Raw genomic sequence first — 23,317 nt, forward strand, 5'->3', positions numbered from 1 at the left:
ACGCACCGGCTGCGGTCCAAGAATGGCAAGTGCTCAGTGGGGTGAGCACGACTGGACTGCCCGGACGTTACCCACCAGTACTCGGTTCCCGATAGGGGGTTCCGGCCAGATGTCTTATGCGTCACATACAACCGTGATCCTTGGGCGCACAGTAGTCCACCGCCGTGACGAGCCCGCGGTCGTCGCAGGTCCGGCGGCCTCTATCCAGGCGGAGGGTGGAGTCCTAGGGTGATCGCCATGCCTGCCGGACCGAACAGCGAAGGAACCTCGACCGCGCGGCGCACCCGCCTCCATGTGGTCAGTGACGTGCACGGCAACACCGAGGCCCTGGCCCGAGCCGGGGACGGCGCCGACGCCCTGATCTGCCTGGGTGACCTGGTGCTCTACCTCGACTACGCCGACCACTCGCGCGGCATCTTCCCCGATCTCTTCGGCGTGGAGAACGCCGACCGGATCGTCGAGCTGCGCACCGCCCGCCGCTTCGAGGAGGCCCGCGCGTTCGGCCGCGGCCTGTGGGCGGGCAAGGACCGCAACGCCGCGATCGTCTCGGCGGTGCGCAAGCAGTACGCCGAGCTCTTCGCGGCCTTCCCCACCCCGACGTACGCCACCTACGGCAACGTCGACATCCCCGGCCTGTGGCCCGAGTACGCACGGCCGGGCACCACGGTCCTCGACGGCGACCGGATCGAGATCGGCGGCCGGGTGCTCGGGTTCGTCGGCGGCGGCCTGAAGACCCCGATGAACACCCCGTACGAGATCGGTGACGAGGAGTACGCGGCCAAGATCGAGGCGGTCGGCCCGGTCGACGTGCTGTGCACCCACATCCCGCCGGACGTGCCGGAGCTGACGTACGACACGGTGGCGCGCCGCTTCGAACGCGGCAGCCGGGCGCTGCTCGACGCCATCCGCAGGACCCGTCCCCGGTACGCACTGTTCGGCCATGTCCACCAGCCCCTGGTCCGTCGGATGCGCATCGGTGCCACCGAATGCGTGAACGTCGGCCACTTCGCGTCCACCGGCAGGCCGTGGGCCCTGGAGTGGTGACCGCACCGGCACCGGACCCTGGGCCGAGGCGGCGCGCACACGCGATAGCCTTCAGGCGGCAGACCTCTGCCGACGCACCGGTACACCGCACTGGAGGAGCCACGGCGATGGCTGAACACACCAGCTCGACGATCACGATCGAGGCGGCACCGGCCGACGTCATGGGAGTGATCGCCGACTTCGCCCGCTATCCGGAGTGGACCGGTGAGGTCAAGGAGGCCGAGGTCCTCGCCACCGACGACCGGGGCCGCGCCGAGCAGGTCCGTCTCGTCCTGGACGCCGGAGCCATCAAGGACGACCACACCCTCGCGTACACCTGGATCGGCGACTACGAGGTCAGCTGGACCCTCGTCAAGTCCCAGATGCTGCGCGCCATCGACGGCTCCTACGCACTCGCCCCGCTGGGCGACGGCGACCGAACCGAAGTCACCTACCGGCTGACCGTCGACGTCAAGATCCCGATGCTCGGCATGATCAAGCGCAAGGCGGAGAAGGTCATCATCGACCGGGCCCTGGCCGGCCTGAAGAAGCGCGTCGAGTCCGTACCGAAGGCCTGACCCGGTGCGTACGGTTCTCGTCACCGGCCCCGGCGGCGCCGGCCGTACCACCGTCGCGGCGGCGACCGCACTGGCCGCGGCCCGCCGAGGCCGCCGCACCCTGCTGCTCTCCACCGACGCCATACCCGGCTTCCCCGACGGCACGGAACCCACCGAGGTCACCGACGGCCTGTGGTCCGCCCGCATCGACTCCGGCGAGCACTTCCGCCGCGAGCTCCTCGCCCTCCAGGACCAGGCGTCCGGGGTGCTCGACCTGCTCGGCGGGAACCGGCTGGACGGCGAGGAACTCACCGAACTCCCCGGCAGCGCCCAGCTCGCCCTCCTGCACACCCTGCACCGCGCCGCCGAGGGCGACTGGTCGCACGAGGGCTACCAACTCCTCGTCGTCGATCTGCCGCCGCTGCGCGAGGCGCTCGCCGTGCTCGCCCTTCCCGAACAGCTGCGCCGCTATCTGCGCCGGCTGCTGCCCCAGGAACGCCAGGCCGCACGCGCCCTGCGCCCGATGCTCGCCCAGCTCGCCGGCGTCCCCATGCCGGCACAGTGGCTGTACGAGGCCGCCGCCCGCAGGGACGCCGAGCTGGCCGCCGTCCAGGCACTGATCGAGGACCGGGGCACCACGCTCCGGCTGGTCGCCGAGCCCGGCCCCGCCGCCGAGGACGCCCTGCGCACCGCCCGCACCGGACTCGCCCTGCACGGACTGCGCGTCGACACCCTCGTGGTGAACCGGGTCCTGCCCAGGCACTCCGGCGACCCCTGGTTCGCGGCACTGGCCGCACAGCAGGAGAAGACCATCGACCACTGGTACGAGGAATGGGTGCCCGCGGCGGCCCTGTGCGAAGTGCCCCACCTCGGCCGCGATCCGCGGGGCCCGGACGACCTCACCCTCCTCGACACCGGGGCCGGCTGCACCGTCTTCGAGGAAGCGGGCACCGGAGGCGGACTCTTCGAGGGCGACGGACTCGCCGCGGAGCTGGAGGACCGGAGCCCCGGCCGGGCCGACGACCCCTGGTGGATCGAGGACCCGAACGCCCCGGACGGCATCGACGAGCTGCGTACCCTGCTGCCCGGCGACCGGATCGTGGCCGTCCCCCCGTCCGACGACGGATCCGTCCTGGTCTGGTGCCTGCCCCTGCCCGGTGCCGTGAAGACGGACCTCCAGCTGGTGCGCCGCGGCAACGAACTGCTCCTCACCGTGGGCCCGTTCCACCGGATCGTCCCCCTGGAGTCCGGGCTGCGCCGCTGCACCGTCTCCGGCGCCGCCCTCACCGACGGGGTGCTCAGAGTCAGGTTCACGCCGGACCCCGGACTGTGGCCCCGGACGAGCTGAACGGCGCGTCACGGTTCGGGTAACGTCGGTAGTACGTGTCCCGTATGCCGGGCCGCCGCCGAACCACGTCGCAGGAGTCCGCCATGAGCGAAGCCACCGATCGTCCCGTCGACGACGACGCGTGGGCGAAGGCCTGCGCCGAGGACCTCGAAGCGGAGAAGGCCCGCCGCCGCGCCCAGCACGGCCCGCCGCCCGGCTCCGCCGCCGAGGAACTGCGCAAGCTGGTCGACGCCGTGACCGACAAGGTCTCGTCCCTCGGTACGCCGCTCTTCGGTGCGACGGCCCAGGGCACCGTGCAGCAGATCATCAAGCAGGCGAAGTCCGCAGTCGAGCCCGTCATCGAACGCAATCCGGACGTCTTCGACCACATCGCCGCGGCCGGCAGCGAACTCCTCGCCGCCTACCGTTCCGCCGTGGAAGGCCAGGAACGCCGCTGGACCCGGGGTGCCGAGGATTCCGCACCCACCGGCAAGAAGGCCGGCGACCCCACCGACCCCCGTGACGAGGGCCCCGCCGCGGGCGAACACATCGACCTGGACTGACCGGCACGGATGGGCCGGGTCCTCGGCTCGGGTACCGTTGGCCACAGCGGGGCTCGACCGAAACTGAGGGATTCATGGGACTCACCATCGGCGTCGATATCGGCGGCACGAAGATCGCAGCTGGAGTGGTCGACGAAGAGGGCCGGATCCTCTCGATGTTCAAGGTGCCGACCCCGCCGACGGCTGAAGGCATCGTGGACGCGATCGCGGCGGCCGTGTCCGGCGCGGGCGAGGGCCACCAGATCGACGCGGTCGGCATCGGCGCCGCCGGATACGTCGACGACAAGCGCGCCACCGTGCTGTTCGCTCCGAACATCAACTGGCGGCACGAGCCGCTGAAGGACAAGGTCGAACAGCGCGTCGGCCTGCCGGTCGTCGTCGAGAACGACGCCAACGCCGCCGCCTGGGGCGAGTACCGCTTCGGCGCCGGACAGGGCCACGACGACGTCATCTGCATCACGCTCGGCACCGGTCTCGGCGGCGGCATCATCATCGGCAACAAGCTGCGCCGCGGACGCTTCGGTGTGGCCGCCGAGTTCGGCCACATCCGGGTCGTCCCGGACGGTCTGCTCTGCGGCTGCGGCAGCCAGGGCTGCTGGGAGCAGTACGCGTCGGGGCGCGCCCTGGTCCGGTACGCGAAGCAGCGTGCCAACGCCACCCCCGAGAACGCCACGATCCTGTTGTCGCTCGGCGACGGCACGGTGGACGGCATCGAGGGCAAGCACATCAGCACGGCCGCCCGGCAGGGCGACCCGGTGGCGATCGACTCGTTCCGCGAGCTGGCCCGCTGGGCCGGGGCCGGACTCGCCGACCTCGCCTCGCTCTTCGACCCGTCCGCGTTCATCGTCGGCGGCGGGGTGTCGGACGAGGGCGACCTCGTCCTCGACCCGATCCGCAAGTCGTTCCGGCGCTGGCTGATCGGCGGCGAGTGGCGCCCGCACGCCCAGGTGCTCGCGGCCCAACTGGGCGGCAAGGCAGGTCTGGTGGGTGCGGCGGACCTGGCCCGCCAGGGCTGAGCCACCGACAGACGGACGGAGCCGGACGCCCGTCGCGCCCCATGGGGAGCGACGGGCGTCCGTCGTATCGTGAGACGCATGGTCCCGACGCCGCTGCCCGACTCCCGTACCGAGCAGGACGGTTCGGCAGTCATCCGGGTGCTCAGCTACAACGTCCGGTCGATGCGCGACGACTGCGAGGCGCTGGCCCGCGTCATCAGCGCCTGTGCCCCCGACCTCGTCCTCATCCAGGAAGCCCCGCGCTTCTTCCGCTGGCGCAAGCGCGCCGCCTGGCTCGCGGCCCGCACCGACCTGGTCGTGCTCAGCGGCGGCGGCACGGCGGCCGGGCCGCTGCTGCTCTGCTCGCTGCGGGCCGCCGTGGAGCGGACGGAGGATGTCCTGCTGCCGCTCACGCCCGGACTGCACCGCAGGGGCTTCGCCACCTCGGTGGTACGGATCGCGGGCACCCGGATCGGACTGCTGAGCTTCCATCTGAGCCTGCAGCGCGAGGAACGCCTGGCCCAGGCGGGGATGGTGCTGGAACGGCTGGACGCGATGGGCGTCGAGCACGCCATCGCGGCCGGTGACCTCAATGACGTACCCACCGGGGCCGCGTTCCGGCGGCTGGCCGGGCGGCTCCAGGACTGCTGGGCGGTCCGGCCGTGGGGCGCCGAGAACACCTTCCCGCCGGACCGGCCGCAGCGGCGCATCGACGCGGTCTTCGCGACGCACGGGATCGATGTGCTCGGCTGCGGCGTCCCCACAGGGCTGCCTGGTGTCACCGAGGCGGATCTGCGGGCGGCCACGGACCATCTGCCGGTACTGGCGGCACTACGAGTGCCCGCGACCAGGCCCTGAGCCGCACAGCCGGCCGCCGCGCGGCGCCCCCCGGGGGGCCGTCCGTCCTCAGACCACCGCTCCGCGCCCCGGGTCGTCGTCGTCCTCGTCGCCGTCGTCCATCCGTGCCACCAGGGTGACGAAGCCGCCCAGGAAGCCGCCGACGCAGACCGTCGTGAGCCACCAGGTCATTTCCCACCGCAGCAGCACCGCGACCAGCATCAGCACCGGACCGCCGACGACCGCGAGCCAGGCGAACTTCGCCGTGACATCGGCCTCCGGCAGCGGCGGCGGCTCCGGGGGGACGAAGTGCCCCTCGTCGCTGTCGTCGAGATCACTGTCCTTCGGCTCCGCGACCTCGTAGTCGCGCGGACCGGCGACGCCGGGCGCGAACACGATCGAGCTGCCGAGCGGCTTCTCCGGCGGCTTCGGCGTCTTCTTGCCGATCCCCTTGTCCGGATCCAGGACACCCGACTGGTCGTCCTCCAGCAGCGCGAGGTCCTCGATCGACCTGAACGGCTTGGCGCCCGGCGGGTCCGGCGGCTCCTCGCCGTACCCCGCGACGATCGCCTGCCACGCGGCGTCCTCGTCGATCGACGGATCGGCGGGCCGGTCCCCGTCGGCGTCCGGCGGCGCCGGCTGGGCAGGGGCGTCCTGCGGCCCCGTACCGTCGTCGGGAACGGTCGTTCCCTCCGCGGGCAGGGCAGCGCCCTCCGCGGGAAGGGGCTCGCGCTCCTCCCCGCCGCCCGCGCGCTCCGCGTCGTGCTCAGCCACCTGACGTGCTCCCCTTCATTCCGACGCTCGGAGCGAGGCGGCCGATGAACGAAAAGCTCTCGTCGAAGATCCGCTCCGCATCGTGGTCCAACGTCGCCACGTGGTAGCTCTGTTCCAGCAGGATCTCCTCGACATCCGTCGACGACACCCGGCCTAGGATCCGGGCCGAGTCGGCGGGCGGCACCACGTGGTCCTGGGGGCTGTGCAGCAGGACGATCGGCTGGGTGACCTGGGGCAGCTCGGCGTCGACCAGACGCAAGAAATTCCGCAGCGAATGCGCCGCGTGCAGGGGCACCCGGTCGTACCCCACCTCGTCGGAGCTCTTCAGGGCGATGTCGCTCGCCAGTCCCTTCGTCGTCCGCACCAGGTGGCGGGCGACCGGCAGCGCGTACGCCGACAGACCGTGCACCTTGTTGGCCGGATTGACGAGCACCAGGCCACTGATCGCGTCCCCGTGCTTCGCCGCCAGCCGCAGGGTCAGCGCGCCGCCCATGGACAGGCCGAAGACGAAGACCTGGCTGCACCGCTCCAGCAGGGCGCGCAGTTCCCGGTCCACCTCCGCGTACCAGTCCTGCCAGCCGGTGAGCTGCATGTCCTCCCAGCGGGTGCCGTGTCCGGGCAGCAGCGGCAGCGAGACGGTCAGCCCGCGCTCCGCCAGATGGTCGGCCCAGGGGCGCATCGACTGCGGGGAACCGGTAAATCCGTGACAGAGGAGGACGCCGACCTCTCCGCCCTCGTGGCGGAACGGCTCGGCTCCAGGCAGGACCGGCACCGGGGTCTCCTGTTCATGAGGCTCGAATGGGAGCGAAAGGGGGAGTGCAGAAGGATTACTTCACCGTACGCGACCGGACTGACACCGACCAGGGTCGTCGCGGTCCGGGCGGCCGCCCCGGCTCCGTGCCGGGCGGGAGCACGGACGGCCGCACGGGTTAAGGTCAGTCGCACAGCACACAGGAGGCACCCGAGTTGATCTACGGCGCAATGAAGTTCTCCATCGGCGGGTCGTTGAAGCTCGCCTTCAGGCCATGGGTGGAGGGCCTGGAGAACATCCCCGCGCAGGGACCGGCGATCCTCGCGAGCAACCATCTGTCGTTCTCCGACTCGTTCTTCCTGCCGGCGGTCCTGGACCGCAAGGTCACCTTCATCGCCAAGTCCGAGTACTTCACCGCGCCCGGCGTGAAGGGCAAACTGACCGCCGCCTTCTTCAAGGGCGTCGGCCAGCTCCCGGTGGACCGCTCCGGCGCCCGCGGTGCCGGCGAGGCGGCCATCAAGGCGGGCATCGAGGTCATCGAGAGCGGCGGGCTCTTCGGTATCTACCCTGAGGGCACCCGCTCGCCCGACGGCCGTCTCTACCGCGGCAAGCCCGGCGGGCTCGCCCGGGTGGCGCTGGCCACCGGAGCGCCGGTCATCCCCGTCGCGATGATCGACACGGAGAAGATCCAGCCGCCCGGCCAGGTGATGCCCAAGCTGATGCGCCCGGGGATCAGGATCGGCAAACCGCTCGACTTCAGCCGTTACCACGGCATGGAGGGGGACCGCTTCATCCTGCGCTCGGTCACCGACGAGGTGATGTACGAGATCATGAAGCTCTCCGGCCAGGAGTACGTCGACATCTACGCGACCGCCGCCAAGCGGCAGATCGCGGACGAGGCGAAGCGCCGCGCGGAGGAGACGAAGCGCGCGGGGAAAGAGTCCGGAACGCAAGCGTGAAGGAACGGTTCGGCGCGCCACCGCGTCGATTCCGTCCGGGGGGTGGGGGACGTGGCCAGGCGCGAGCGGGTCGTACGGATGTCGGTCGAGCAGCCGCTGTGGAGTGCGCTGACGGCGTACCGCATTCTGACGATGCTCTACGCGATCCTGCTCGCCGTCTTCGGGCGGGACAGGTATGACCGGCCGTGGGTCGCCATCGCCTTCCTGGTGGTGATGGCGGCGTGGACGCTCGGCACCCTCCCGAAGGTCGCGGGCGCCGCCGCCTGCACCAAGCGCTTCCTCGGCGCCGACCTGACACTCGCGCTCGTCGGCATCCTCGTCACCCCGCTCGCCGACTTCGAGGCCCAGCACGTCGACGGGCCGACGCTGCCGTCCATCTGGACCGCGGGTTCCGTGCTGGCCTTCGCGATCAAGGGCGGCTGGCGCTGGGCGGCCGTCGCCTCCTCCTTCGTCGCCGTCGCCAACATCATCGAGCGCGGCGAGCCCAGCCGGGACACCTTCCACAACGTCCTGCTGGTCTGGGTCGCCTCCATCGCGATCGGCTACGTCGTCGAGGTGGCCAGGGCCAGTGAGCGCACCCTGGCCCGCGCCCTGGAGATCGAGGCCGCCACCCGCGAGCGGGAACGGCTGGCCCGCGACATCCACGACAGCGTGCTCCAGGTCCTCGCGATGGTGCAGCGCCGTGGCACCGCGCTGGGCGGCGAGGCCGCCGAACTGGGCCGGATGGCCGGTGAGCAGGAAGTCGCCCTGCGCACCCTGGTCTCCAGCGGTCTCCTGCCCGCGACCAGGGTCTCCGAGGACGCCGCCGAGGGCGCCGTCGTCCGCAGCGTCGAGGTCGACGACGAACCGTCCGGGCAGGCCGACTGCGATCTGCGTTCCCTGCTCGCCCCGCACGCCGGCTCCCGGACGAGCTTCGCGGAGCCGGGAGCTCCGGTGCTGCTCGCCCCCGCCGCCGCGCGGGAGTTGGCGGCCGCTGTCGGTGCCGCCCTGGACAATGTCAGGGTCCACGCGGGAGAGAACGCCCAGGCATGGATCCTGGTGGAGGACTGGCCGGACGAGGTGATCGTGACGGTCCGGGACGACGGGCCCGGCATTCCGGAGGGCCGGCTCGCCCAGGCCGAGGGGGAGGGACGGATGGGGGTCGCCCTGTCGATCCGGGGAAGGCTGCGTGACCTGGGCGGCACGGCGGAGTTGATTTCGGTGCCCGGCCAGGGCACCGAGGTCGAGTTGAAGGTACCGAAGGTTTCACGGGGGAAGGCGGGATCAGCCGGATGAGCACAAAGAACACCCAGGGCGCCGAGGGGCGGACCATCAGGGTGATGGTGGTCGACGACCATCCGATGTGGCGCGACGCGGTCGCCCGCGATCTTTCCGAGTCGGGTTTCGAGGTGGTGGCGACCGCCGGTGACGGACCGCAGGCCGTACGCAGGGCGAAGGCGGCCATGCCCGATGTCCTCGTGCTCGACCTCAATCTGCCCGGCATGCCCGGCGTGCAGGTCTGCAAGGAGCTCGTCGGCTCCCACCCGGGCCTGCGGGTGCTGGTGCTCTCGGCGAGCGGTGAGCACGCCGACGTACTGGAAGCGGTCAAGTCGGGCGCCACCGGTTATCTGCTCAAGTCCGCCAGTACGCAGGAGCTGACCGAGGCCGTGCGGTCCACGGCCGTCGGCGATCCCGTCTTCACGCCGGGCCTGGCCGGACTGGTCCTCGGCGAATACCGCAGGCTCGCCTCCGACCCCGCACCCGTCGCTTCGGACGAGCCCAAGGCCCCGCAGCTCACCGAGCGCGAGACCGAGGTGCTGCGGCTGGTGGCCAAGGGGCTCTCGTACAAGCAGATCGCCGAGCGCCTGGTCATCTCGCACCGCACCGTCCAGAACCACGTCCAGAACACCCTGGGCAAGCTCCAGTTGCACAACCGGGTGGAGCTGGTGCGATATGCGATCGAGCGCGGCCTGGACGACGCCTGAACGCGCCGGAGCGTGCAGCCCCGCACCTGTGAGACCAACCGCCCCGTAACGCAACGGATTTGACCTTCCACCCCATCCCCGAGTGACCTGGATCACGATTAGCGTGATGGCCCGGGGGGCTCACTTCGGCGAAGGGATGCTGCCATGCGGGTCGGAGTACTGACCGGGGGCGGGGACTGCCCCGGGCTCAACGCGGTCATCCGCGCCATAGTCCGCAAGGGCGTGCAGGAGTACGGCTACGACTTCATCGGATTCCGGGACGGCTGGCGCGGCCCGCTGGAGGGCGCGACGGTGCCGCTCTCCATCCCCGCGGTGCGGGGCATCCTGCCGCGCGGCGGTACCGTCCTCGGTTCCTCGCGCACCAATCCGCTCGGCGCGGAGCACGGCGTACGCCGGATCAGGGACAACCTCGCCACATACGAGGTCGATGCGCTCGTCGCGATCGGCGGCGAGGACACACTCGGTGTGGCGGCGACCCTGTCCGACGAGCACGGCATCAAATGCGTCGGCGTTCCCAAGACCATCGACAACGATCTCTCCGCCACCGACTACACCTTCGGCTTCGACACGGCGGTCGGCATCGCCACCGAGGCGATCGACCGGCTGCACACCACGGCCGAGTCCCATATGCGGGTCCTCGTCGTGGAGGTGATGGGCCGTCACGCGGGCTGGATCGCTCTGCACTCGGGTCTGGCGGGCGGTGCGAACGTCATCCTCATCCCGGAACAGCGCTTCGACATCGAGCAGGTCTGTGCCTGGGTGGTCTCCCGCTTCGGAGCGAGCTACGCACCGATAGTGGTGGTCGCCGAAGGGGCCGTGCCCCAGCAGGGCGAGATGATCCTCAAGGACGGATCGCACGACTCCTTCGGTCATGTCCGCCTCTCCGGCGTCGGCGAATGGCTGGCCAAGCAGATCGAGAGCCGCACCGGCAAGGAGGCCAGAACGACCGTCCTCGGCCACGTCCAGCGCGGCGGCACGCCGAGTGCCTTCGACCGCTGGCTGGCCACCCGCTTCGGCCTGCACGCCATCGATGCCGTGCGGGACGGCGACTTCGGCACGATGGTGGCCCTGAAGGGCACCGACATCGTGCGGGTGCCGATCGCGGAGGCGACGGCCCGGCTGAAGACGGTCGACCCGGCCCTCTACGCGGAGGCCGGTGTCTTCTTCGGCTGAGCGGCGCGGGCCGGGCGGCGCGCCGGAGGAAGGGGGCGACAACAGAGGTGTCCCCGGAGCGGGCCGGACGGCGCGCCGGGGACATGGGCCGTATATTCGCGATGACCGGCCCATGTCCCTTGATCCATGCGATGTACGGGAGAAGTCGTGGAAATCCTGGCATTCGGTGTGCAGTCCGACGAGAAGCCGCTGATCGAGAAGGCCTTCGCCGGACAGCACGAGGTCCGTTGCCTGGACGTCTTCCTCACCGGGGACACCGCACCGATCGCGGCGGGCTACGAGATCATTTCCACCAGCGTCAACGCGGATCTGGGCAGCGCCGTCCTGCAGACCCTCGCGGCGGGTGGCACGCAGATGATCGCCCAGCGCTCCACCGGCTTCAACAACATCGACCTCGATGTGGCCGAACGGCTCGCGCTGCGGGTCGCCCGGGTCTCGTACTACTCGCCGTACTCGGTCGCGGAATTCGCCTGGACCCTCGCGATGGCGGTCAACCGCCGGATCATCCGCGCCGCGAGCCGCACCCGTGACTTCGACTTCCGGCTCGACGGACTCCTCGGCCGGGACATGCACGGCCGCACGGCCGGAGTGATCGGTACGGGCAAGATCGGTGAGGCCTTCACCCGGATCGCCCACGGCTTCGGCATGAAGCTGCTCGGCTGGGACGCCGTCCAGAACCCGGCCTGTGTCGGCCTCGGTATGGAATATGTCGAGAAGGAGCGGCTCCTGGCCGAGTCCGACCTCATCAGCCTGCACGTCCCGCTGCTGCCCACGACCCACCACATCATCGACGAGGACGCCCTGGCGCACATCAGGAACGACGCGATCCTGATCAACTCCAGTCGTGGCGGACTCATCGACACGGCGGCACTGGTCACCGAGCTCCGCGCGGGCCGTCTGCTGGGCGTAGGACTCGACGTGTACGAGGCGGAGGCCGGGCTCTTCTTCCTCGACAAGTCCCTGGAGGGCATCGACGACGACACCCTCGCCCGGCTCGTCACCTTCCCGAACGTCATCGTGACCTCGCACCAGGCGTACTACACCCAGGAGGCGGTGGCCCAGATCATCGACGCCACCGTCCAGAACGTCGCCGACTATCTGGCCGGCCGCCGCAGCGACAACGTCCTCGTCCCCGTGCTCTCCCGGTGAGCCGGGACCCCGGAGCTCCGCCGGGACCCCGGCCGGCCCTTCAGCCGGCCACCGGCAGCCCCGCCAGCAGCCCGGCCACGATCGTGACCCCGCGCAGCGTCAGCACCGACTCCGGATGGAACTGCACCGAGGCGAAGCCCGGCCCGCGCAGCGCGTGCAGCTCCCCGGTCGCCGCGTCCAGGCTCACTTCGATGCCGTGCGCCGCCAGTTCGGTGACCGCCCCGTCGTCGCAGCGCGCGGTGAAGCTGTTGTAGAAGCCGACCGTCTCCGGCCGCCCGAACAGATCGATCCGGGTCTGCGCACCCTGGTACGGCACGGCCTTGCGGACGATGTCCAGCCCCAGCTCCGCCGCGATCAGCTCATGGCCCAGACAGACCCCCAGCAGACCGTGCCGGTGGTCACGGACCAGCTCCGCGGCGAATCCGCGCAGCAGCCGCATCTTCGGATCGGCCGTGTCGCCCGGATCCCCGGGGCCGGGGCCCAGCACGACCGGGCCCTCGTGCGCCCGTACGCGTTCGCGCAGCCCGGGCTCGTCGTAGCGGTGCACCGACACCTCCAGACCCGAGGAACGCAGCAGATGGGCCAGCATCGCGGTGAACGTGTCCTCCCCGTCGATCACCAGAGCGTGGCCGGACAGCTCGTGCGTCCGCTCCTGCATCCGCAGCCAGAACGGCGCGAGGCCGTCCCGCCGGGCTTCCAGCGCCGCCTGCACCTGCGGGTCGCCGGCCAGCTGCGCACGCGCGGCCCCGTCCCGCGGACGGCCCGGCAGCACCCCCAGCGCGGCCAGCACCCCGGCCGCCTTCGCGTGGGTCTCGGCGACCTCGCTGTCCGGATCGGAGTGACGCACGAGCGTCGCCCCGACCGGCACCCGCAACCGCCCGTCGGCCGCAATGTCGGCGGTACGGATCAGGATCGGCGAGTCCAGGGTCTGGGCCCCGCCGGGCCCCTCCCGCAGCAGCGCCAGGGCACCCGCGTAGTAGCCGCGCCCGCCGGGCTCGTACCGTTCGATGACCCGGCAGGCGTTCTGCACGGGTGAGCCGGTGACCGTCGCCGCGAACATGGTCTCCTTCAGCACCTCCCGCACATCCAGCGAGGAGCGCCCGCGCAGCTCGTACTCCGTGTGGGCGAGATGGGCCATCTCCTTGAGCCGGGGCCCGACCACCACGCCGCCCATGTCGCCGACGGTGCACATCATCTTGAGTTCCTCGTCGACCACCATGGAGAGCTCGTCCCGCTCCTTGCGGTCGGAGAGGAAGGCCAGCAGACCCCCGACGGTCGGGCCCTCGGCGGGATAGCGGTACGTGCCGCTGATCGGGTTCATCACGACCGTCCCGCCGGACATCCGCACATGCACCTCGGGACTCGCACCGACGAGCGTCCTCCCGCCCGTCACCCGCCGCCCCGAGGCGGCGGGCCCGTCGGCCCCCTCGTCGCCCGTGTGTACGACGAAGGTCCAGTACGCGCCCCGCTCACCGGCCAGCAGCCGCCGGAAGAGGGCCAGCGCGTCCGGCCGCCCGAAGCCGGGGATCTCGCCCCGGAAGGTCCGCCGGATGACGAAGTTCGCGCCCTCGCCCTGTCCGATCTCGTCCTCGACGACCCGCCGGACGATCCCCGCGTACTCCTCGTCGGAGACATCGAAGGCCCCGCCCTCGACACGTACGTCATGGGTCGGCAAACGGTCCAGCACCTCGGCGAGCGGCAGCTCGTACGCCTCCTCCGCGACCAGCACGGACAGCGGTGTCCCGTCGTCACGCACGTCGAAACCGCGCTCGGCGATCTGCCGGAACGGCACCAGGGCGAGCGAGGGCAGCGGACCGACCGGGAGGTCGGCGAGCCGGTCCACCTCACGCACCCGGCCGATCAGCACCTCGACCGTGTCGTGGTCGTGACCGGGGGTACGCCTGCGCAGCAGCGCGAACGGTGGGGAGCCGGCACGAAGAAGCCTCTCGATGACGAGGTCCGTGCGGTGGGGCTGAGACATCGTGGTGTTCCTTCCGGATGGAGGAACGGCTCCCGAAACGCAGAGAAGGCCGCCCCTCGGGCGGCCTTCGCGTGGTCTGTCGCGCGATCGATCAGTGGGCCGCCGGATGAGCGGTCCACCACCAGTTCTGGGTCGTCTGCGCGAACATGCTCCGAACCCTAACGGATGCCCGGGTCATCCGAGCGCGCGTCTCAACTATTGAGCGTACGGATGGACGCATCGCCGGACCCCGTAATGTTGTCGATGTGACCGTGAACGCCAATACCTCCGTCGCCGGTGGCAACACCTGGCGAGACCTTCCCGCGGCGCAGCAGCCCGAGTACCCCGATGCCGAGGCTCTGCGCGATGTACTCGCGGACCTCACGTCGTATCCGCCGCTCGTCTTCGCGGGCGAGTGCGACCAGCTGCGTGCCCGCATGGGAGCCGTCGCCAAGGGCGAGGCGTTCCTGCTGCAGGGCGGTGACTGCGCCGAGGCCTTCGACGCCGTGTCGGCCGAGCACATCCGGGCCAAGCTGAAGACGCTGCTCCAGATGAGTGCTGTTCTGACCTACGCGGCCTCCGTGCCGGTGGTCAAGGTGGGCCGGATCGCCGGCCAGTACTCCAAGCCGCGCTCCAAGTCGACCGAGACCCGCGACGGCGTCACCCTGCCGACCTACCGCGGTGACTCCGTCAACGGCTTCGCCTTCACCGAGGAAGCCCGCGTTCCGGACCCGGAGCGGCTGAAGCAGATGTACCACGCGTCCGCTTCCACGCTGAACCTGGTCCGCGCCTTCACCACCGGCGGTTACGCCGACCTGCGCCAGGTGCACGCCTGGAACCAGGACTTCGTGAAGTCGTCGCCGTCCGGCCAGCGCTACGAGGCGCTCGCCCGCGAGATCGACAACGCGCTGAACTTCATGAAGGCGTGCGGTACGGACCCGGCCGAGTTCAAGGCGGTCGAGTTCTACGCCTCGCACGAAGGCCTGCTGCTGGACTACGAGTCGGCGCTGACCCGCATCGACTCGCGCACCGGCCGGCTGTACGACACCTCGGGCCACATGGTCTGGATCGGCGAGCGCACCCGTCAGATGGACGGCGCGCACATCGAGTTCGCCTCGAAGATCCGCAATCCCATCGGGATCAAGCTCGGCCCGACGACCACCGTCGACGAGGCGCTCGGCTACATCGAACGCCTCGACCCCGAGCGCGAGCCCGGCCGGCTGACCTTCATCGTCCGCATGGGCGCCGACAAGGTCCGCGACAAGCTTCCCGACCTCGTCGAGAAGGTCACCGCCTCAGGTGCCACTGTGGCCTGGGTGACCGACCCGATGCACGGCAACACCTTCGAGGCCGCCTCCGGCCACAAGACGCGTCGCTTCGACGACGTCCTGGACGAGGTCAAGGGCTTCTTCGAGGTGCACAAGGGCCTCGGTACGCACCCGGGCGGCATCCATGTCGAACTCACCGGCGACGACGTCACCGAGTGCGTCGGTGGCGGACACGAGATCTTCGTGGACGATCTGCACCAGCGCTACGAGACGGCCTGCGACCCGCGGCTCAACCGCAGCCAGTCCCTCGACCTGGCGTTCCTGGTCGCTGAGATGTACCGGGACCAGTAGGCATCACCGCAGGTGCTGTGCGTACGACTGTGGGGCACGGATCGATGTGATCCGTGCCCCACAGGGCGTTCGGAGGTTTTCACCGACTCTCGGCGCCGGGTAAGGTTAGGTTAGCCTCACCGATTACGGGGTGGCAGCAACGACCGATCCCGCCGGGAGGTGAACCGCGTGTACGTCTGCTCGTGCTTCGGCATCACGGAGAAGCAGGTCAAGGAACATGCGGACGCCGGCGCGTGCACGCCCCGGCAGATAGCCTCCGCCTGCAAGGCGGGCACGGACTGCGGCGGCTGCGTCCGCGCCATCCAGGCGATGCTGGGCCGCGGCGCCTGCCCGCGTCGCGAACTGCTGGACCGGAAGCGGACGCCCGGCACGGCCGACGACTCCGCAGCGGATGTCGTCCCCGCGTCCGATCCGGAGATCGCTCCCGGCATCGCCCCGGGCGTGACCCCGGGAATCCGGCTCTTCGAAGCGGCCTGACTTCGCGGGGCCCGGCCCTCGTGAGAGTCCTGGGCATGCGAGCCCGGCATGAACCGAACGAGGGATCCTAGCTGTCCGGCTGCTCGATCTGCTGCGCGATGTAGAGCGGTTCGCCGAGCTTCTCGACCAGCTCCAGCTGGGTGTCGAGGTAGTCGATGTGTTCCTCCTCGTCCTCCAGGATCGACTCAAAGATGTTTGCGGACGTGATGTCGCCCTTGCCGCGCATCAGCTCGATCCCGCGCTTGAGGCGGTCGATCGCCTCCACCTCGACCTGGCGGTCGGCCTGGAACATCTCGGTGACGGTCTGCCCCACCCTTACATGGAAAAGCCGCTGGTAGTTGGGCAGCCCATCGAGGAAGAGGATGCGGTCCGTGAGGATCTCGGCGTGCTTCATCTCGTCGAACGACTCGGAGCGGGTGTACTTCGCGAGCTTCGTCCAACCGAAGTTGTCCTGCATCTTTGCATGCAGGAAGTACTGGTTGATGGCAGTCAATTCGGCGGTCAGCTGCTCGTTCAGGAACTCAAGGACCTCGGGGTCGCCCTGCATCGCAGAGGCTCCTTCCAACCGGTGAACGGGGCAAGTTGGCCGCATCCTCGCATCGCACCCGGTGATCGTCCAGTAAGTACATGCTTAGTACGAGTTGCGTGAATTGTCCCTGCCTTGGTCGGGACCACCCCTGCCTGTCTGTCACCATGGAGGCATGGGTCAGCCGGAAAGCCGGGAAAACCGCGCGTCAGAGCAGTCCGAGCTTCCGCCGGGACAGCGACTCCAGCGTGGTTGGCCGGTTACCCACTACGGGCCGGTTCCCAAGTTCAAGCCCGATCGCTGGGAGTTCCGGGTCTTCGGTGCCACGGCGGACGGCGAGAAGCACTGCTGGAACCATCAGGAGTTCTCGGAGCTGCCGTTCACCTCGGTGGTCGCCGACCTGCACTGCGTCACCAAATTCAGCATGCTCGGCGCCGAATGGGGCGGGGTTCTCGCCCGTACGATCCTGGAACTCGCGCCCCCCGCACCGAACGTCACTCATGTGATGGTCTGGGCCGAGTACGGGTTCAGCTCGAATCTGCGGCTCTCCGACTTCGCCTCGGACCGAACACTTTTCGCCACCCACAAGGGCGGTGAGCTGCTCACCGCCGAGCACGGCTTTCCGCTCCGGCTCGTGGTGCCGCACCTCTATGCCTGGAAGGGGCCCAAGTGGGTCCGCGGCGTCGAGTACATGACCGCCGACCGCCGGGGCTTCTGGGAGGAGCGCGGCTACCACAACATCGGCGACCCGTGGCGCGAGCAGCGTTACTCGTATCAGGAGGAGCCCGGGGACGGCCCCGAGCTCTGACCTGGCGGTCGCCGGTCCGTGTGTGGCGCCCCGTGCTGCATGGCGATCCCCCAATGCCGAGTAGCGGTTCCTGGTGACAAGAGGAACCACATACCCGCACGGGGTATTCCTCAATGCTGGAAACAGGAGGGTGGGCGAGGCGCTCAGTCCCGGTCGCGCAGGCCCTTCAGCCGGGCCACGTCCGCCGCGTGGCCTTCCTTGCCGCCCGGCGTCTCGATGATCAGCGGCACGCCCGCGGTCGCCGGATGCGAGAACAGCTCCCGGAACGGTTCCTCGCCGATGTGCCCGGCGCCGATGTTCTCGTGCCGGTCCTTGTGGGCGCCCACCACGTCCTTGGAGTCATTGGCGTGGATCAGTTTCAGCCGGCCCTCGCCGACCGTCTCCACCAGCAGGTCCAGGGTCTGCCGCATGCCTGCGGGGCCCGCCAGGTCGTGGCCCGCCGCGTAGATGTGGCAGGTGTCGAGGCAGACACCGAGCCTGGGGTGGGCGTCGAGTGCGTCGAAGTACGGGCCGAAGTCCCAGGTCCGCGAGCAGAGCGAGAACCCCTGCCCGGCGGTCGACTCCAGCAGGAGGTACGGGTCGTCGTCGTGTGTCAGCTCGTCCAGGAGCGGCCTCAGGTGCGTGCGTACCTGGTCGAGGGCCTGCGCGCGCGGCCGGCCGCCGGTCGCCGATCCGGTGTGCACCACGACCCCCAGGGCGCCGATCTCGCGGGCCCGGCGCAGCGAGTGACGCAGCGATTCCACGGACTTCTCGACGGTGGCCTCGGTGTGCGAACCGAAGTTGATCAGATAGGGGGCGTGGACGTAGGCGGGTATGGATCCGGCGGCGCACTCGGCTCGGAACTGCTCGTCCTGGGCCGGGTTGCCGACGGGCGTCGCCCAGCCGCGCGGGTTGGCGACGAAGACCTGGACGGCCTCCGCCCCCATCTCGCGGGCGTAGGAGAGGCCCACCTTGGCGAGGCCGCCGGCCACGGGAACATGGCCGCCGACGGGGTTGCGCATGTGGATCTAGAGTCCCTTGGTCTTGATGGTGATGGTGCTGCCCTCGGGGGCCTGCTTGCCGCCGTCGACGGACTGGCTCGCGATCGTGTCGCTGAAGGAGAGGAACGGGCGGTCGACCTTGACTTCGAAGCCCGCGTCCTCCAGCTCGGTCCTGGCGTCGTCGAGGTTCTTACCGGTGACGTCCGGGACGTCGATCATCCGCGGTCCCTTGGAGACCGTGAGCGTGATGGTGTCGCCCTCGGCGGCCCGGCTGCCCTCGGCCGGTGACTGATGCGCGATGTCGCCCGCGACCTCGGGGGAATTGACCCGGTCGGGCAGTACCTCGGCCTTCAGTCCCTCCTCGTCCAGCGCGGCGGTGGCGTCCTCGACGGACAACCCGGTGACATCGGGGACATCGACCGGAGCGCCCTTGCTGACCACCAGGGCGACCGCGGAGTCCGGGTGGCGCTCGGTGCCCGCCTCGGGGTCCGTACGGATCACATCGCCCCGGTCCGTCTCCTCGCTGAACTCCTTGGTGACCATGCCGGGCACCAGGCCGGCCTTCTCCAGCGCACGTTTGGCATCGGCTGCTGAGAGGCCCTGGACATCGGGCACCTTCACGATCTCGGGGCCGCGCGAGACGACCAGCGTCACCGCGTCGTTCCCCCGGATGCGGGCGCCGGAACCGGGGTCGCTGCTGATGACCTCGCCGCGCGGCACGGTGTCGCTGTAGTCCCGCTTGACGCCCTTGAGCTCCAGGCCCGCGTCCGAGAGCCGCTTCTGGGCGGCCTTCTCGGTCTGCCCGAGCAGCGAGGGGACCCGCGTGAACTGCCCGGAGTTGATGTACCAGACACCGGTGCCGACCCCCAGCACCAGCAGCACGGCGACGACCGCGGCTATGACAGAGCGTCGCGGATCGAGTCGGCGCCGGCCCCCCGGTGCGGGCTGCGTCGATATCGGCGGCGGCATTTCCAGCCGGCTGGTGTGGTGGGCGACGCCCTGGTCGGCCGGGAGTAGCCGGGGGATCACGCTCGTGCGGTCCTCGGCGGCGTCGTGCGTCTCGGCGAGGGCCTGCGGCGGAACGGCGTCGAGCTGCGCGTCGGTGAGGCCGGAGCGGGCCTCACGGGTCTCGGCGAGCAATGCCACCGCGTCGAACGGGCGGACCTCGGGGTTGCGGGCGGTGGCGCTCGCCACCAGGTCGTCGAGCTCGACGGCCAGGCCCGCGACGGCGGCCGACGGGGCCGGGACGTCCGCGTTGAGGTGCTGGTAGATGACCTGGGCGGGGGTGTCACCGGCGTGCGGCTTGGATCCGGTCAGCATTTCGTACAGGACGACACCACAGGCGTACACATCGGTGCGGGTGTCCGCCGTGCCGTGCTCTATCTGCTCGGGGGCGAGGTAGGAAACCGTGCCCAGGACGGACCCGGTGGTGTTGGTGACGGCGCCCACGGCCCGGACGAGCCCGAAGTCGGCGACCTTGACCCGGCCGTCGTCCCCTATGAGGACGTTCTCCGGCTTCATGTCGCGGTGCACGAAGCCCGCCCGGTGCGCGGCGCCGAGGGCGGCGAGAACCGGTTCCAGGATGTCCAGTGCGGCCCTCGGCTGAAGGGCGCCGCGATCGCGCAGTACGTCGCGCAGGGTGCAGCCCGCGACGTACTCCATCGCGAGGTAGACGTACTGCCCCTGGGCGCCCTGGTCGAAGACCGCGACCACATTGGGGTGCGCCAGCCGGGCCACGGACTTGGCCTCACGGATGAAGCGCTCCACGAACGAGGCGTCGGTGGCGAGCGCCGGATGCATCACCTTGAGGGCGAGCACCCGGTCGAGCCGGGTGTCCACGGCCCGGTAGACCGTGGCCATGCCGCCCACGGCGATGCGGGCATCGACGCGGTAACGGCCGTCGAGCAATTGCCCGACAAGAGGGTCCTGGAGGGTCGTATCCACGCATGCGAGTCTACGAGCAGCCACGGACACGACCCACGGGCCGGGGCACAGCCGGGGCAGTACTGCAGCCGAGTCGTGACAGGGACATGCACCCCGAGGCGTCCTGGCCAGCCACGGTCGCGCCCCGCAGGGCCGCAAGGGGTCCCGGTGGCTCCCGGCGGATCAGAACGCCGGACGTTCCGGGTCCAGCACCGCGCGCCCCTCCACCGGTGACGAAGCCTCGGCGAAGTGCCGGCGCGGGATCCGGCCCGCGCGGTACGCCAGCCTCCCGCCCTCCACCGCGTGCCGCATCGCCGCGGCCATCAGCTCGGGTTCCTGGGCCCGGGTCACCGCGGACGCCAGCATCACCGCCGCGCACCCCAGCTCCATCGCGAGCGCCGCGTCCGACGCCGTTCCGGCGCCCGCGTCGAGAATCACCGGCACCCGGGCCTGCTCGACGATCAGCTGGAAGTTGTGCGGGTTGCGGATGCCGAGGCCGGAGCCGATGGGGGAGCCGAGCGGCATGACCGCCGCGCACCCCACGTCCTGGAGCCTGCGGGCCAGCACCGGGTCGTCATTGGTGTAGGGCAGCACGGTGAAGCCGTCGTCCACCAGGGTCTCCGCTGCGTCCAGCAGCTCGATCGGATCGGGCAGCAGGGTCCGCTCGTCGGCCACCACCTCCAGCTTGATCCAGTCGGTGCCGAGCGCCTCGCGGGCCAGCCGGGCGGTCAGCACGGCCTCGCCCGCGGTGAAGCAGCCCGCCGTGTTCGGCAGCACGCGGATGGAGAGCCGCCGGAGCACGGAGAGCACCGAACCCTGCACGGTCGGATCGAGGCGGCGCATCGCGACGGTGGTCAGTTCGGTACCGGAGGCGGTCAGCGACCGTTCCAGCACGTCGAGGCTGGGTGCCCCGCCGGTACCCATGATCAGCCGGGAGCCGAAGGCGGTGTCGCCGAGGGTGAAGAGGTCGTCGGACACCGTCAGCCTCCCTGGACCGCGGTCAGGACCTCGACGCGGTCCCCGTCACCGAGTACGGCGGCGGACCACTGGCCGCGCGGGACGACGGTCTCGTTGACGGCGGCCGCGACGCCGGAGTGCGCGGCGGTCAGGGCGGCGACGAGGGCGTCCAGGGTGGTGCCCGCGGCGAGCAGGCGGACCTCGCCGTTCACGGACACGGACAGGGGGGCGAGGCCGGGCTCGGGCGTGGAAGCGGCCACGGAGAGGGGCGTGGGCTCGGTCATGCGGGCTGCTCCTGACGTACGGGGGCGGCGGGCGAGAAACGGAACGGGGTGAAGGGGCGGGCCGGCTCGGGCAGCTCGCCGTCGGCCAGGAGCGCCGCCATGACGTCACCGGTGATGGGGGTGAGCAGCACCCCGTTGCGGTGGTGGCCGGTGGCGAGGTGGAGGCCGGGCAGGGCGGTGGGGCCGAGCAGCGGCGCGTTGTCGGGGGAGGCGGGGCGCAGACCGGCACGGGTCTCGGTGAGCGGCAGTTCGGTGATGCCCGGCACCAGTTCGTGGGCGTCCCGCAGCAGTTCGTAGACGCCGCCCGCGGTGACGGTGGTGTCCCAGCCCATCTCCTCGCTGGTGGCGCCGACGACCAGTTCGCCGTTCTCGCGCGGTACGAGATAGACATGGCTGCCCCGGACCACGGCCCGGACCGTCCGGGTGAGGAGGGGCGCGTACGCGGCGGGCACCGTCAGCCGCAGCACCTGCCCCTTCACCGGACGGATCGGCGGCACGACCTCGTCCGGCAGTCCCGGGAGCCTGCCGCTCAGGCTGCCCGCGGCGAGCACGACCTGGTCGGCGGTGAGTTCCGTGCCCCCGGCGAGGACGGCTCCGGCGGCCCGGTCGCGGACCACCGTCAGGCGCTCCACCCATCCGCGGTGGAAGACCACCCCGGCCCGCTCGCAGGCGGTCAGCAGAGCGGCGGCCAGTCGACGGGGGTCGATCTGGTGGTCGCCGTCGACCCGCAGACCGCCGCGGACGCCCGGCGCGAGCATCGGCTCCAGGCGGCGGCATTCGCGGCCGGTGAGCCACTCCGACTCCAGGCCGGAACGCTGCTGCAGGGCGTGCAGTTCCCGCAGATGGGCACGGTCGTCGGAGTCCAGCGCGACGGCCAGCGTGCCGCAGGCGCGGAAGCCGGTCTCCCGCCCGCTCGCCGCCTCCAGTTCGGCCGCGAAGTCGGGATAGCGGGCGGCCGAGGCGACATTGAGGCCCAGCAGCATCTGTTCGCCGTAGTGGAGTTCGGTGACGGCGGCCAGCATGCCGGCCGCCACCCGGGCGGCCCCGCCGCCCGGTTCGGGGTCGACGACCGCGGTGCGCAGTCCGCGTTGCGCGGCCCGCCAGGCGGTCACCAGACCGATGATCCCGCCCCCGATGACGAGGACATCGGATCCGTCTCCGTTCCGTGTAGAACGCATGGGCGTCCAGCCCCTCCCTTCGCCGGCATGACCCGGATCAGGTTCGTACGGTCGGAGGCCGCCGCAGCCTCCCTCTCAGCCCGGTGCGTCCGGGCTCCCGCGAGTGTTTTACGTTGGCCACCCTAAACCCCGCCCGCCGGACCCAGTAAGGGAGCAGCCACCGTGGCCCGTTCGCTCGACGGACTCGTCCTCTCGCCGGTCGCCGACCAGGCCCCGGGTCAGGTCGGTACCCGTACCCGCTTCACGTACCACGAGGAGAACGGCCGGATCTGGGCCGAGTACGCGGGCGGCGACGTGGTCCGCGGCCACCTTGTCGGCACGCGCGTCGACGACACCCTCGACTTCCGCTATGTCCAGCTGAAGCAGGACGGAACGACATCCTCCGGCCACTGTGTCTCCACTGTCGTCGACCTGGCGGACGGCAGGGTCCGGCTGGACGAGCGGTGGGAATGGGAGTCCCAGGACGGCAGCGGTAGGAGCACGGTGGAGGAACTCCCCTTTCCTGACGGTGCGTCAGGTGTTTAAGGTGTACG

Annotated in this window: 25 protein-coding genes and 1 riboswitch; of the genes, 15 read left to right on the forward strand and 10 right to left on the reverse strand. The window is 70.6% G+C overall.

The window, feature by feature from the left end:
• Window positions 1–237 precede the first annotated feature (237 nt).
• The 6 genes from ACF1B9_RS01855 to ACF1B9_RS01880 all read left to right on the forward strand — a co-directional run bounded on the left by ACF1B9_RS01855 (window position 238) and on the right by ACF1B9_RS01880 (window position 5,323).
• On the forward strand, window positions 238–1,044 hold the full coding sequence (locus ACF1B9_RS01855; RefSeq protein WP_391740034.1) for a metallophosphoesterase: 807 nt from the start codon (window positions 238–240) through the stop codon (window positions 1,042–1,044).
• Window positions 1,045–1,151: 107 nt separating this feature from the next.
• Window positions 1,152–1,601, forward strand: coding sequence for an SRPBCC family protein (locus tag ACF1B9_RS01860; RefSeq protein ID WP_376209775.1), 450 nt, complete (start codon window positions 1,152–1,154; stop codon window positions 1,599–1,601).
• A 4-nt stretch (window positions 1,602–1,605) separates the two neighbouring features.
• On the forward strand, window positions 1,606–2,928 hold the full coding sequence (locus ACF1B9_RS01865) for an ArsA family ATPase (protein ID WP_391740033.1): 1,323 nt from the start codon (window positions 1,606–1,608) through the stop codon (window positions 2,926–2,928).
• Window positions 2,929–3,011: 83 nt separating this feature from the next.
• Window positions 3,012–3,470 (forward strand): DUF5304 domain-containing protein, encoded by a 459-nt coding sequence (locus ACF1B9_RS01870; RefSeq protein ID WP_391740032.1) that lies wholly within the window; start codon window positions 3,012–3,014, stop codon window positions 3,468–3,470.
• Window positions 3,471–3,544: 74 nt separating this feature from the next.
• Complete coding sequence (locus ACF1B9_RS01875) at window positions 3,545–4,486, forward strand: ROK family glucokinase (protein ID WP_376209780.1); 942 nt, start codon at window positions 3,545–3,547, stop codon at window positions 4,484–4,486.
• Window positions 4,487–4,564: 78 nt separating this feature from the next.
• Window positions 4,565–5,323, forward strand: a complete 759-nt coding sequence (locus ACF1B9_RS01880; RefSeq protein WP_391740031.1) for an endonuclease/exonuclease/phosphatase family protein — start codon at window positions 4,565–4,567, stop codon at window positions 5,321–5,323.
• 48 nt (window positions 5,324–5,371) lie between these two features.
• Here ACF1B9_RS01880 and ACF1B9_RS01885 read toward each other — a convergent pair whose 3' ends face one another.
• Window positions 5,372–6,076: a hypothetical protein gene (locus tag ACF1B9_RS01885; protein WP_391740030.1), complete on the reverse strand. Its 705-nt coding sequence runs from the start codon at window positions 6,074–6,076 to the stop codon at window positions 5,372–5,374.
• Window positions 6,069–6,848 carry an alpha/beta hydrolase gene (locus ACF1B9_RS01890; protein WP_391740029.1) on the reverse strand — a complete coding sequence of 260 codons (780 nt, stop codon included), beginning with the start codon at window positions 6,846–6,848 and terminating at the stop codon, window positions 6,069–6,071. The genes ACF1B9_RS01885 and ACF1B9_RS01890 overlap by 8 nt, the downstream gene beginning before the upstream one ends.
• Before the next feature lie 194 nt (window positions 6,849–7,042).
• Here ACF1B9_RS01890 and ACF1B9_RS01895 point away from each other — a divergent pair, with 194 nt between their 5' ends.
• From ACF1B9_RS01895 to ACF1B9_RS01915, 5 genes are all read left to right on the forward strand, one after another.
• Entirely contained in the window at window positions 7,043–7,786 is a 744-nt protein-coding gene (locus tag ACF1B9_RS01895; RefSeq protein ID WP_391740028.1) for a lysophospholipid acyltransferase family protein, read from the forward strand.
• Window positions 7,787–7,837: 51 nt separating this feature from the next.
• Entirely contained in the window at window positions 7,838–9,061 is a 1,224-nt protein-coding gene (gene macS / locus ACF1B9_RS01900) for a MacS family sensor histidine kinase (protein ID WP_391740027.1), read from the forward strand.
• Complete coding sequence (locus ACF1B9_RS01905) at window positions 9,058–9,750, forward strand: response regulator (protein WP_391740026.1); 693 nt, start codon at window positions 9,058–9,060, stop codon at window positions 9,748–9,750. The genes macS and ACF1B9_RS01905 overlap by 4 nt, the downstream gene beginning before the upstream one ends.
• Window positions 9,751–9,894: 144 nt before the next feature.
• A complete protein-coding gene (locus ACF1B9_RS01910) occupies window positions 9,895–10,923 on the forward strand; it encodes a 6-phosphofructokinase (RefSeq protein ID WP_391740025.1) in 1,029 nt (342 codons plus the stop codon).
• Between the two features lie 147 nt (window positions 10,924–11,070).
• The gene (locus ACF1B9_RS01915; protein ID WP_391740024.1) at window positions 11,071–12,072 is read left to right on the forward strand and encodes a 2-hydroxyacid dehydrogenase; all 1,002 of its coding nucleotides are present in this window, start codon (window positions 11,071–11,073) and stop codon (window positions 12,070–12,072) included.
• 40 nt (window positions 12,073–12,112) lie between these two features.
• On the opposite strand, the gene ACF1B9_RS01920 is transcribed toward ACF1B9_RS01915, so the two are convergent.
• Together ACF1B9_RS01920 and ACF1B9_RS01925 are read right to left on the reverse strand one after the other, a co-directional pair.
• Window positions 12,113–14,053, reverse strand: coding sequence for an anthranilate synthase family protein (locus tag ACF1B9_RS01920; RefSeq protein WP_391740023.1), 1,941 nt, complete (start codon window positions 14,051–14,053; stop codon window positions 12,113–12,115).
• Between the two features lie 91 nt (window positions 14,054–14,144).
• Window positions 14,145–14,273 carry a trp operon leader peptide gene (locus tag ACF1B9_RS01925; protein ID WP_391795890.1) on the reverse strand — a complete coding sequence of 43 codons (129 nt, stop codon included), beginning with the start codon at window positions 14,271–14,273 and terminating at the stop codon, window positions 14,145–14,147.
• A gap of 31 nt (window positions 14,274–14,304) precedes the next feature.
• Here ACF1B9_RS01925 and ACF1B9_RS01930 point away from each other — a divergent pair, with 31 nt between their 5' ends.
• A complete protein-coding gene (locus ACF1B9_RS01930) occupies window positions 14,305–15,651 on the forward strand; it encodes a class II 3-deoxy-7-phosphoheptulonate synthase (protein ID WP_391740110.1) in 1,347 nt (448 codons plus the stop codon).
• Between the two features lie 168 nt (window positions 15,652–15,819).
• On the forward strand, window positions 15,820–16,128 hold the full coding sequence (locus tag ACF1B9_RS01935) for a bacterioferritin-associated ferredoxin (RefSeq protein ID WP_391740022.1): 309 nt from the start codon (window positions 15,820–15,822) through the stop codon (window positions 16,126–16,128).
• 67 nt (window positions 16,129–16,195) lie between these two features.
• Here the strand turns inward: ACF1B9_RS01935 and bfr are convergent, their stop codons facing one another.
• Window positions 16,196–16,675, reverse strand: coding sequence for a bacterioferritin (bfr, locus tag ACF1B9_RS01940; protein WP_391740021.1), 480 nt, complete (start codon window positions 16,673–16,675; stop codon window positions 16,196–16,198).
• 154 nt (window positions 16,676–16,829) lie between these two features.
• Between bfr and ACF1B9_RS01945 the strand changes: the two genes are divergently transcribed.
• Window positions 16,830–17,462, forward strand: a complete 633-nt coding sequence (locus ACF1B9_RS01945; RefSeq protein WP_361442345.1) for a sulfite oxidase-like oxidoreductase — start codon at window positions 16,830–16,832, stop codon at window positions 17,460–17,462.
• Window positions 17,463–17,605: 143 nt separating this feature from the next.
• Here ACF1B9_RS01945 and ACF1B9_RS01950 read toward each other — a convergent pair whose 3' ends face one another.
• From ACF1B9_RS01950 to thiO, 5 genes are all read right to left on the reverse strand, one after another.
• Window positions 17,606–18,463: a deoxyribonuclease IV gene (locus ACF1B9_RS01950; RefSeq protein WP_351078181.1), complete on the reverse strand. Its 858-nt coding sequence runs from the start codon at window positions 18,461–18,463 to the stop codon at window positions 17,606–17,608.
• Window positions 18,464–18,469: 6 nt separating this feature from the next.
• Complete coding sequence (pknB, locus tag ACF1B9_RS01955; protein WP_391740020.1) at window positions 18,470–20,386, reverse strand: Stk1 family PASTA domain-containing Ser/Thr kinase; 1,917 nt, start codon at window positions 20,384–20,386, stop codon at window positions 18,470–18,472.
• 162 nt (window positions 20,387–20,548) lie between these two features.
• The gene (locus ACF1B9_RS01960; protein ID WP_391740019.1) at window positions 20,549–21,343 is read right to left on the reverse strand and encodes a thiazole synthase; all 795 of its coding nucleotides are present in this window, start codon (window positions 21,341–21,343) and stop codon (window positions 20,549–20,551) included.
• Between the two features lie 2 nt (window positions 21,344–21,345).
• A complete protein-coding gene (gene thiS / locus ACF1B9_RS01965; RefSeq protein WP_391740018.1) occupies window positions 21,346–21,606 on the reverse strand; it encodes a sulfur carrier protein ThiS in 261 nt (86 codons plus the stop codon).
• A complete protein-coding gene (thiO, locus tag ACF1B9_RS01970) occupies window positions 21,603–22,784 on the reverse strand; it encodes a glycine oxidase ThiO (RefSeq protein ID WP_391740017.1) in 1,182 nt (393 codons plus the stop codon). The genes thiS and thiO overlap by 4 nt, the downstream gene beginning before the upstream one ends.
• A riboswitch (TPP riboswitch) is annotated at window positions 22,782–22,895 on the reverse strand. Its footprint overlaps the gene before it by 3 nt.
• Window positions 22,896–22,946: 51 nt before the next feature.
• On the opposite strand from thiO, the gene ACF1B9_RS01975 reads away from it, so the two are divergent.
• Window positions 22,947–23,309, forward strand: a complete 363-nt coding sequence (locus ACF1B9_RS01975; protein ID WP_391740016.1) for a hypothetical protein — start codon at window positions 22,947–22,949, stop codon at window positions 23,307–23,309.
• Window positions 23,310–23,317 lie beyond the last annotated feature (8 nt).

The organism is Streptomyces sp. NPDC014727 (assembly GCF_043083485.1).
Lineage (GTDB): Bacteria > Actinomycetota > Actinomycetes > Streptomycetales > Streptomycetaceae > Streptomyces.

Coding starts and splice junctions, on each gene's coding strand:
- ACF1B9_RS01855 (WP_391740034.1), top strand. CDS start 238: ATGCCTGCCGGACCGAACAGCGAAGGAACCTCGACCGCGCGGCGCACC.
- ACF1B9_RS01860 (WP_376209775.1), top strand. CDS start 1,152: ATGGCTGAACACACCAGCTCGACGATCACGATCGAGGCGGCACCGGCC.
- ACF1B9_RS01870 (WP_391740032.1), top strand. CDS start 3,012: ATGAGCGAAGCCACCGATCGTCCCGTCGACGACGACGCGTGGGCGAAG.
- ACF1B9_RS01875 (WP_376209780.1), top strand. CDS start 3,545: ATGGGACTCACCATCGGCGTCGATATCGGCGGCACGAAGATCGCAGCT.
- ACF1B9_RS01880 (WP_391740031.1), top strand. CDS start 4,565: ATGGTCCCGACGCCGCTGCCCGACTCCCGTACCGAGCAGGACGGTTCG.
- ACF1B9_RS01905 (WP_391740026.1), top strand. CDS start 9,058: ATGAGCACAAAGAACACCCAGGGCGCCGAGGGGCGGACCATCAGGGTG.
- ACF1B9_RS01910 (WP_391740025.1), top strand. CDS start 9,895: ATGCGGGTCGGAGTACTGACCGGGGGCGGGGACTGCCCCGGGCTCAAC.
- ACF1B9_RS01920 (WP_391740023.1), bottom strand. CDS start 14,053: ATGTCTCAGCCCCACCGCACGGACCTCGTCATCGAGAGGCTTCTTCGT.
- ACF1B9_RS01925 (WP_391795890.1), bottom strand. CDS start 14,273: ATGCGTCCATCCGTACGCTCAATAGTTGAGACGCGCGCTCGGATGACC.
- bfr (WP_391740021.1), bottom strand. CDS start 16,675: ATGCAGGGCGACCCCGAGGTCCTTGAGTTCCTGAACGAGCAGCTGACC.
- ACF1B9_RS01945 (WP_361442345.1), top strand. CDS start 16,830: ATGGGTCAGCCGGAAAGCCGGGAAAACCGCGCGTCAGAGCAGTCCGAG.
- ACF1B9_RS01950 (WP_351078181.1), bottom strand. CDS start 18,463: ATGCGCAACCCCGTCGGCGGCCATGTTCCCGTGGCCGGCGGCCTCGCC.
- thiS (WP_391740018.1), bottom strand. CDS start 21,606: ATGACCGAGCCCACGCCCCTCTCCGTGGCCGCTTCCACGCCCGAGCCC.
- thiO (WP_391740017.1), bottom strand. CDS start 22,784: ATGCGTTCTACACGGAACGGAGACGGATCCGATGTCCTCGTCATCGGG.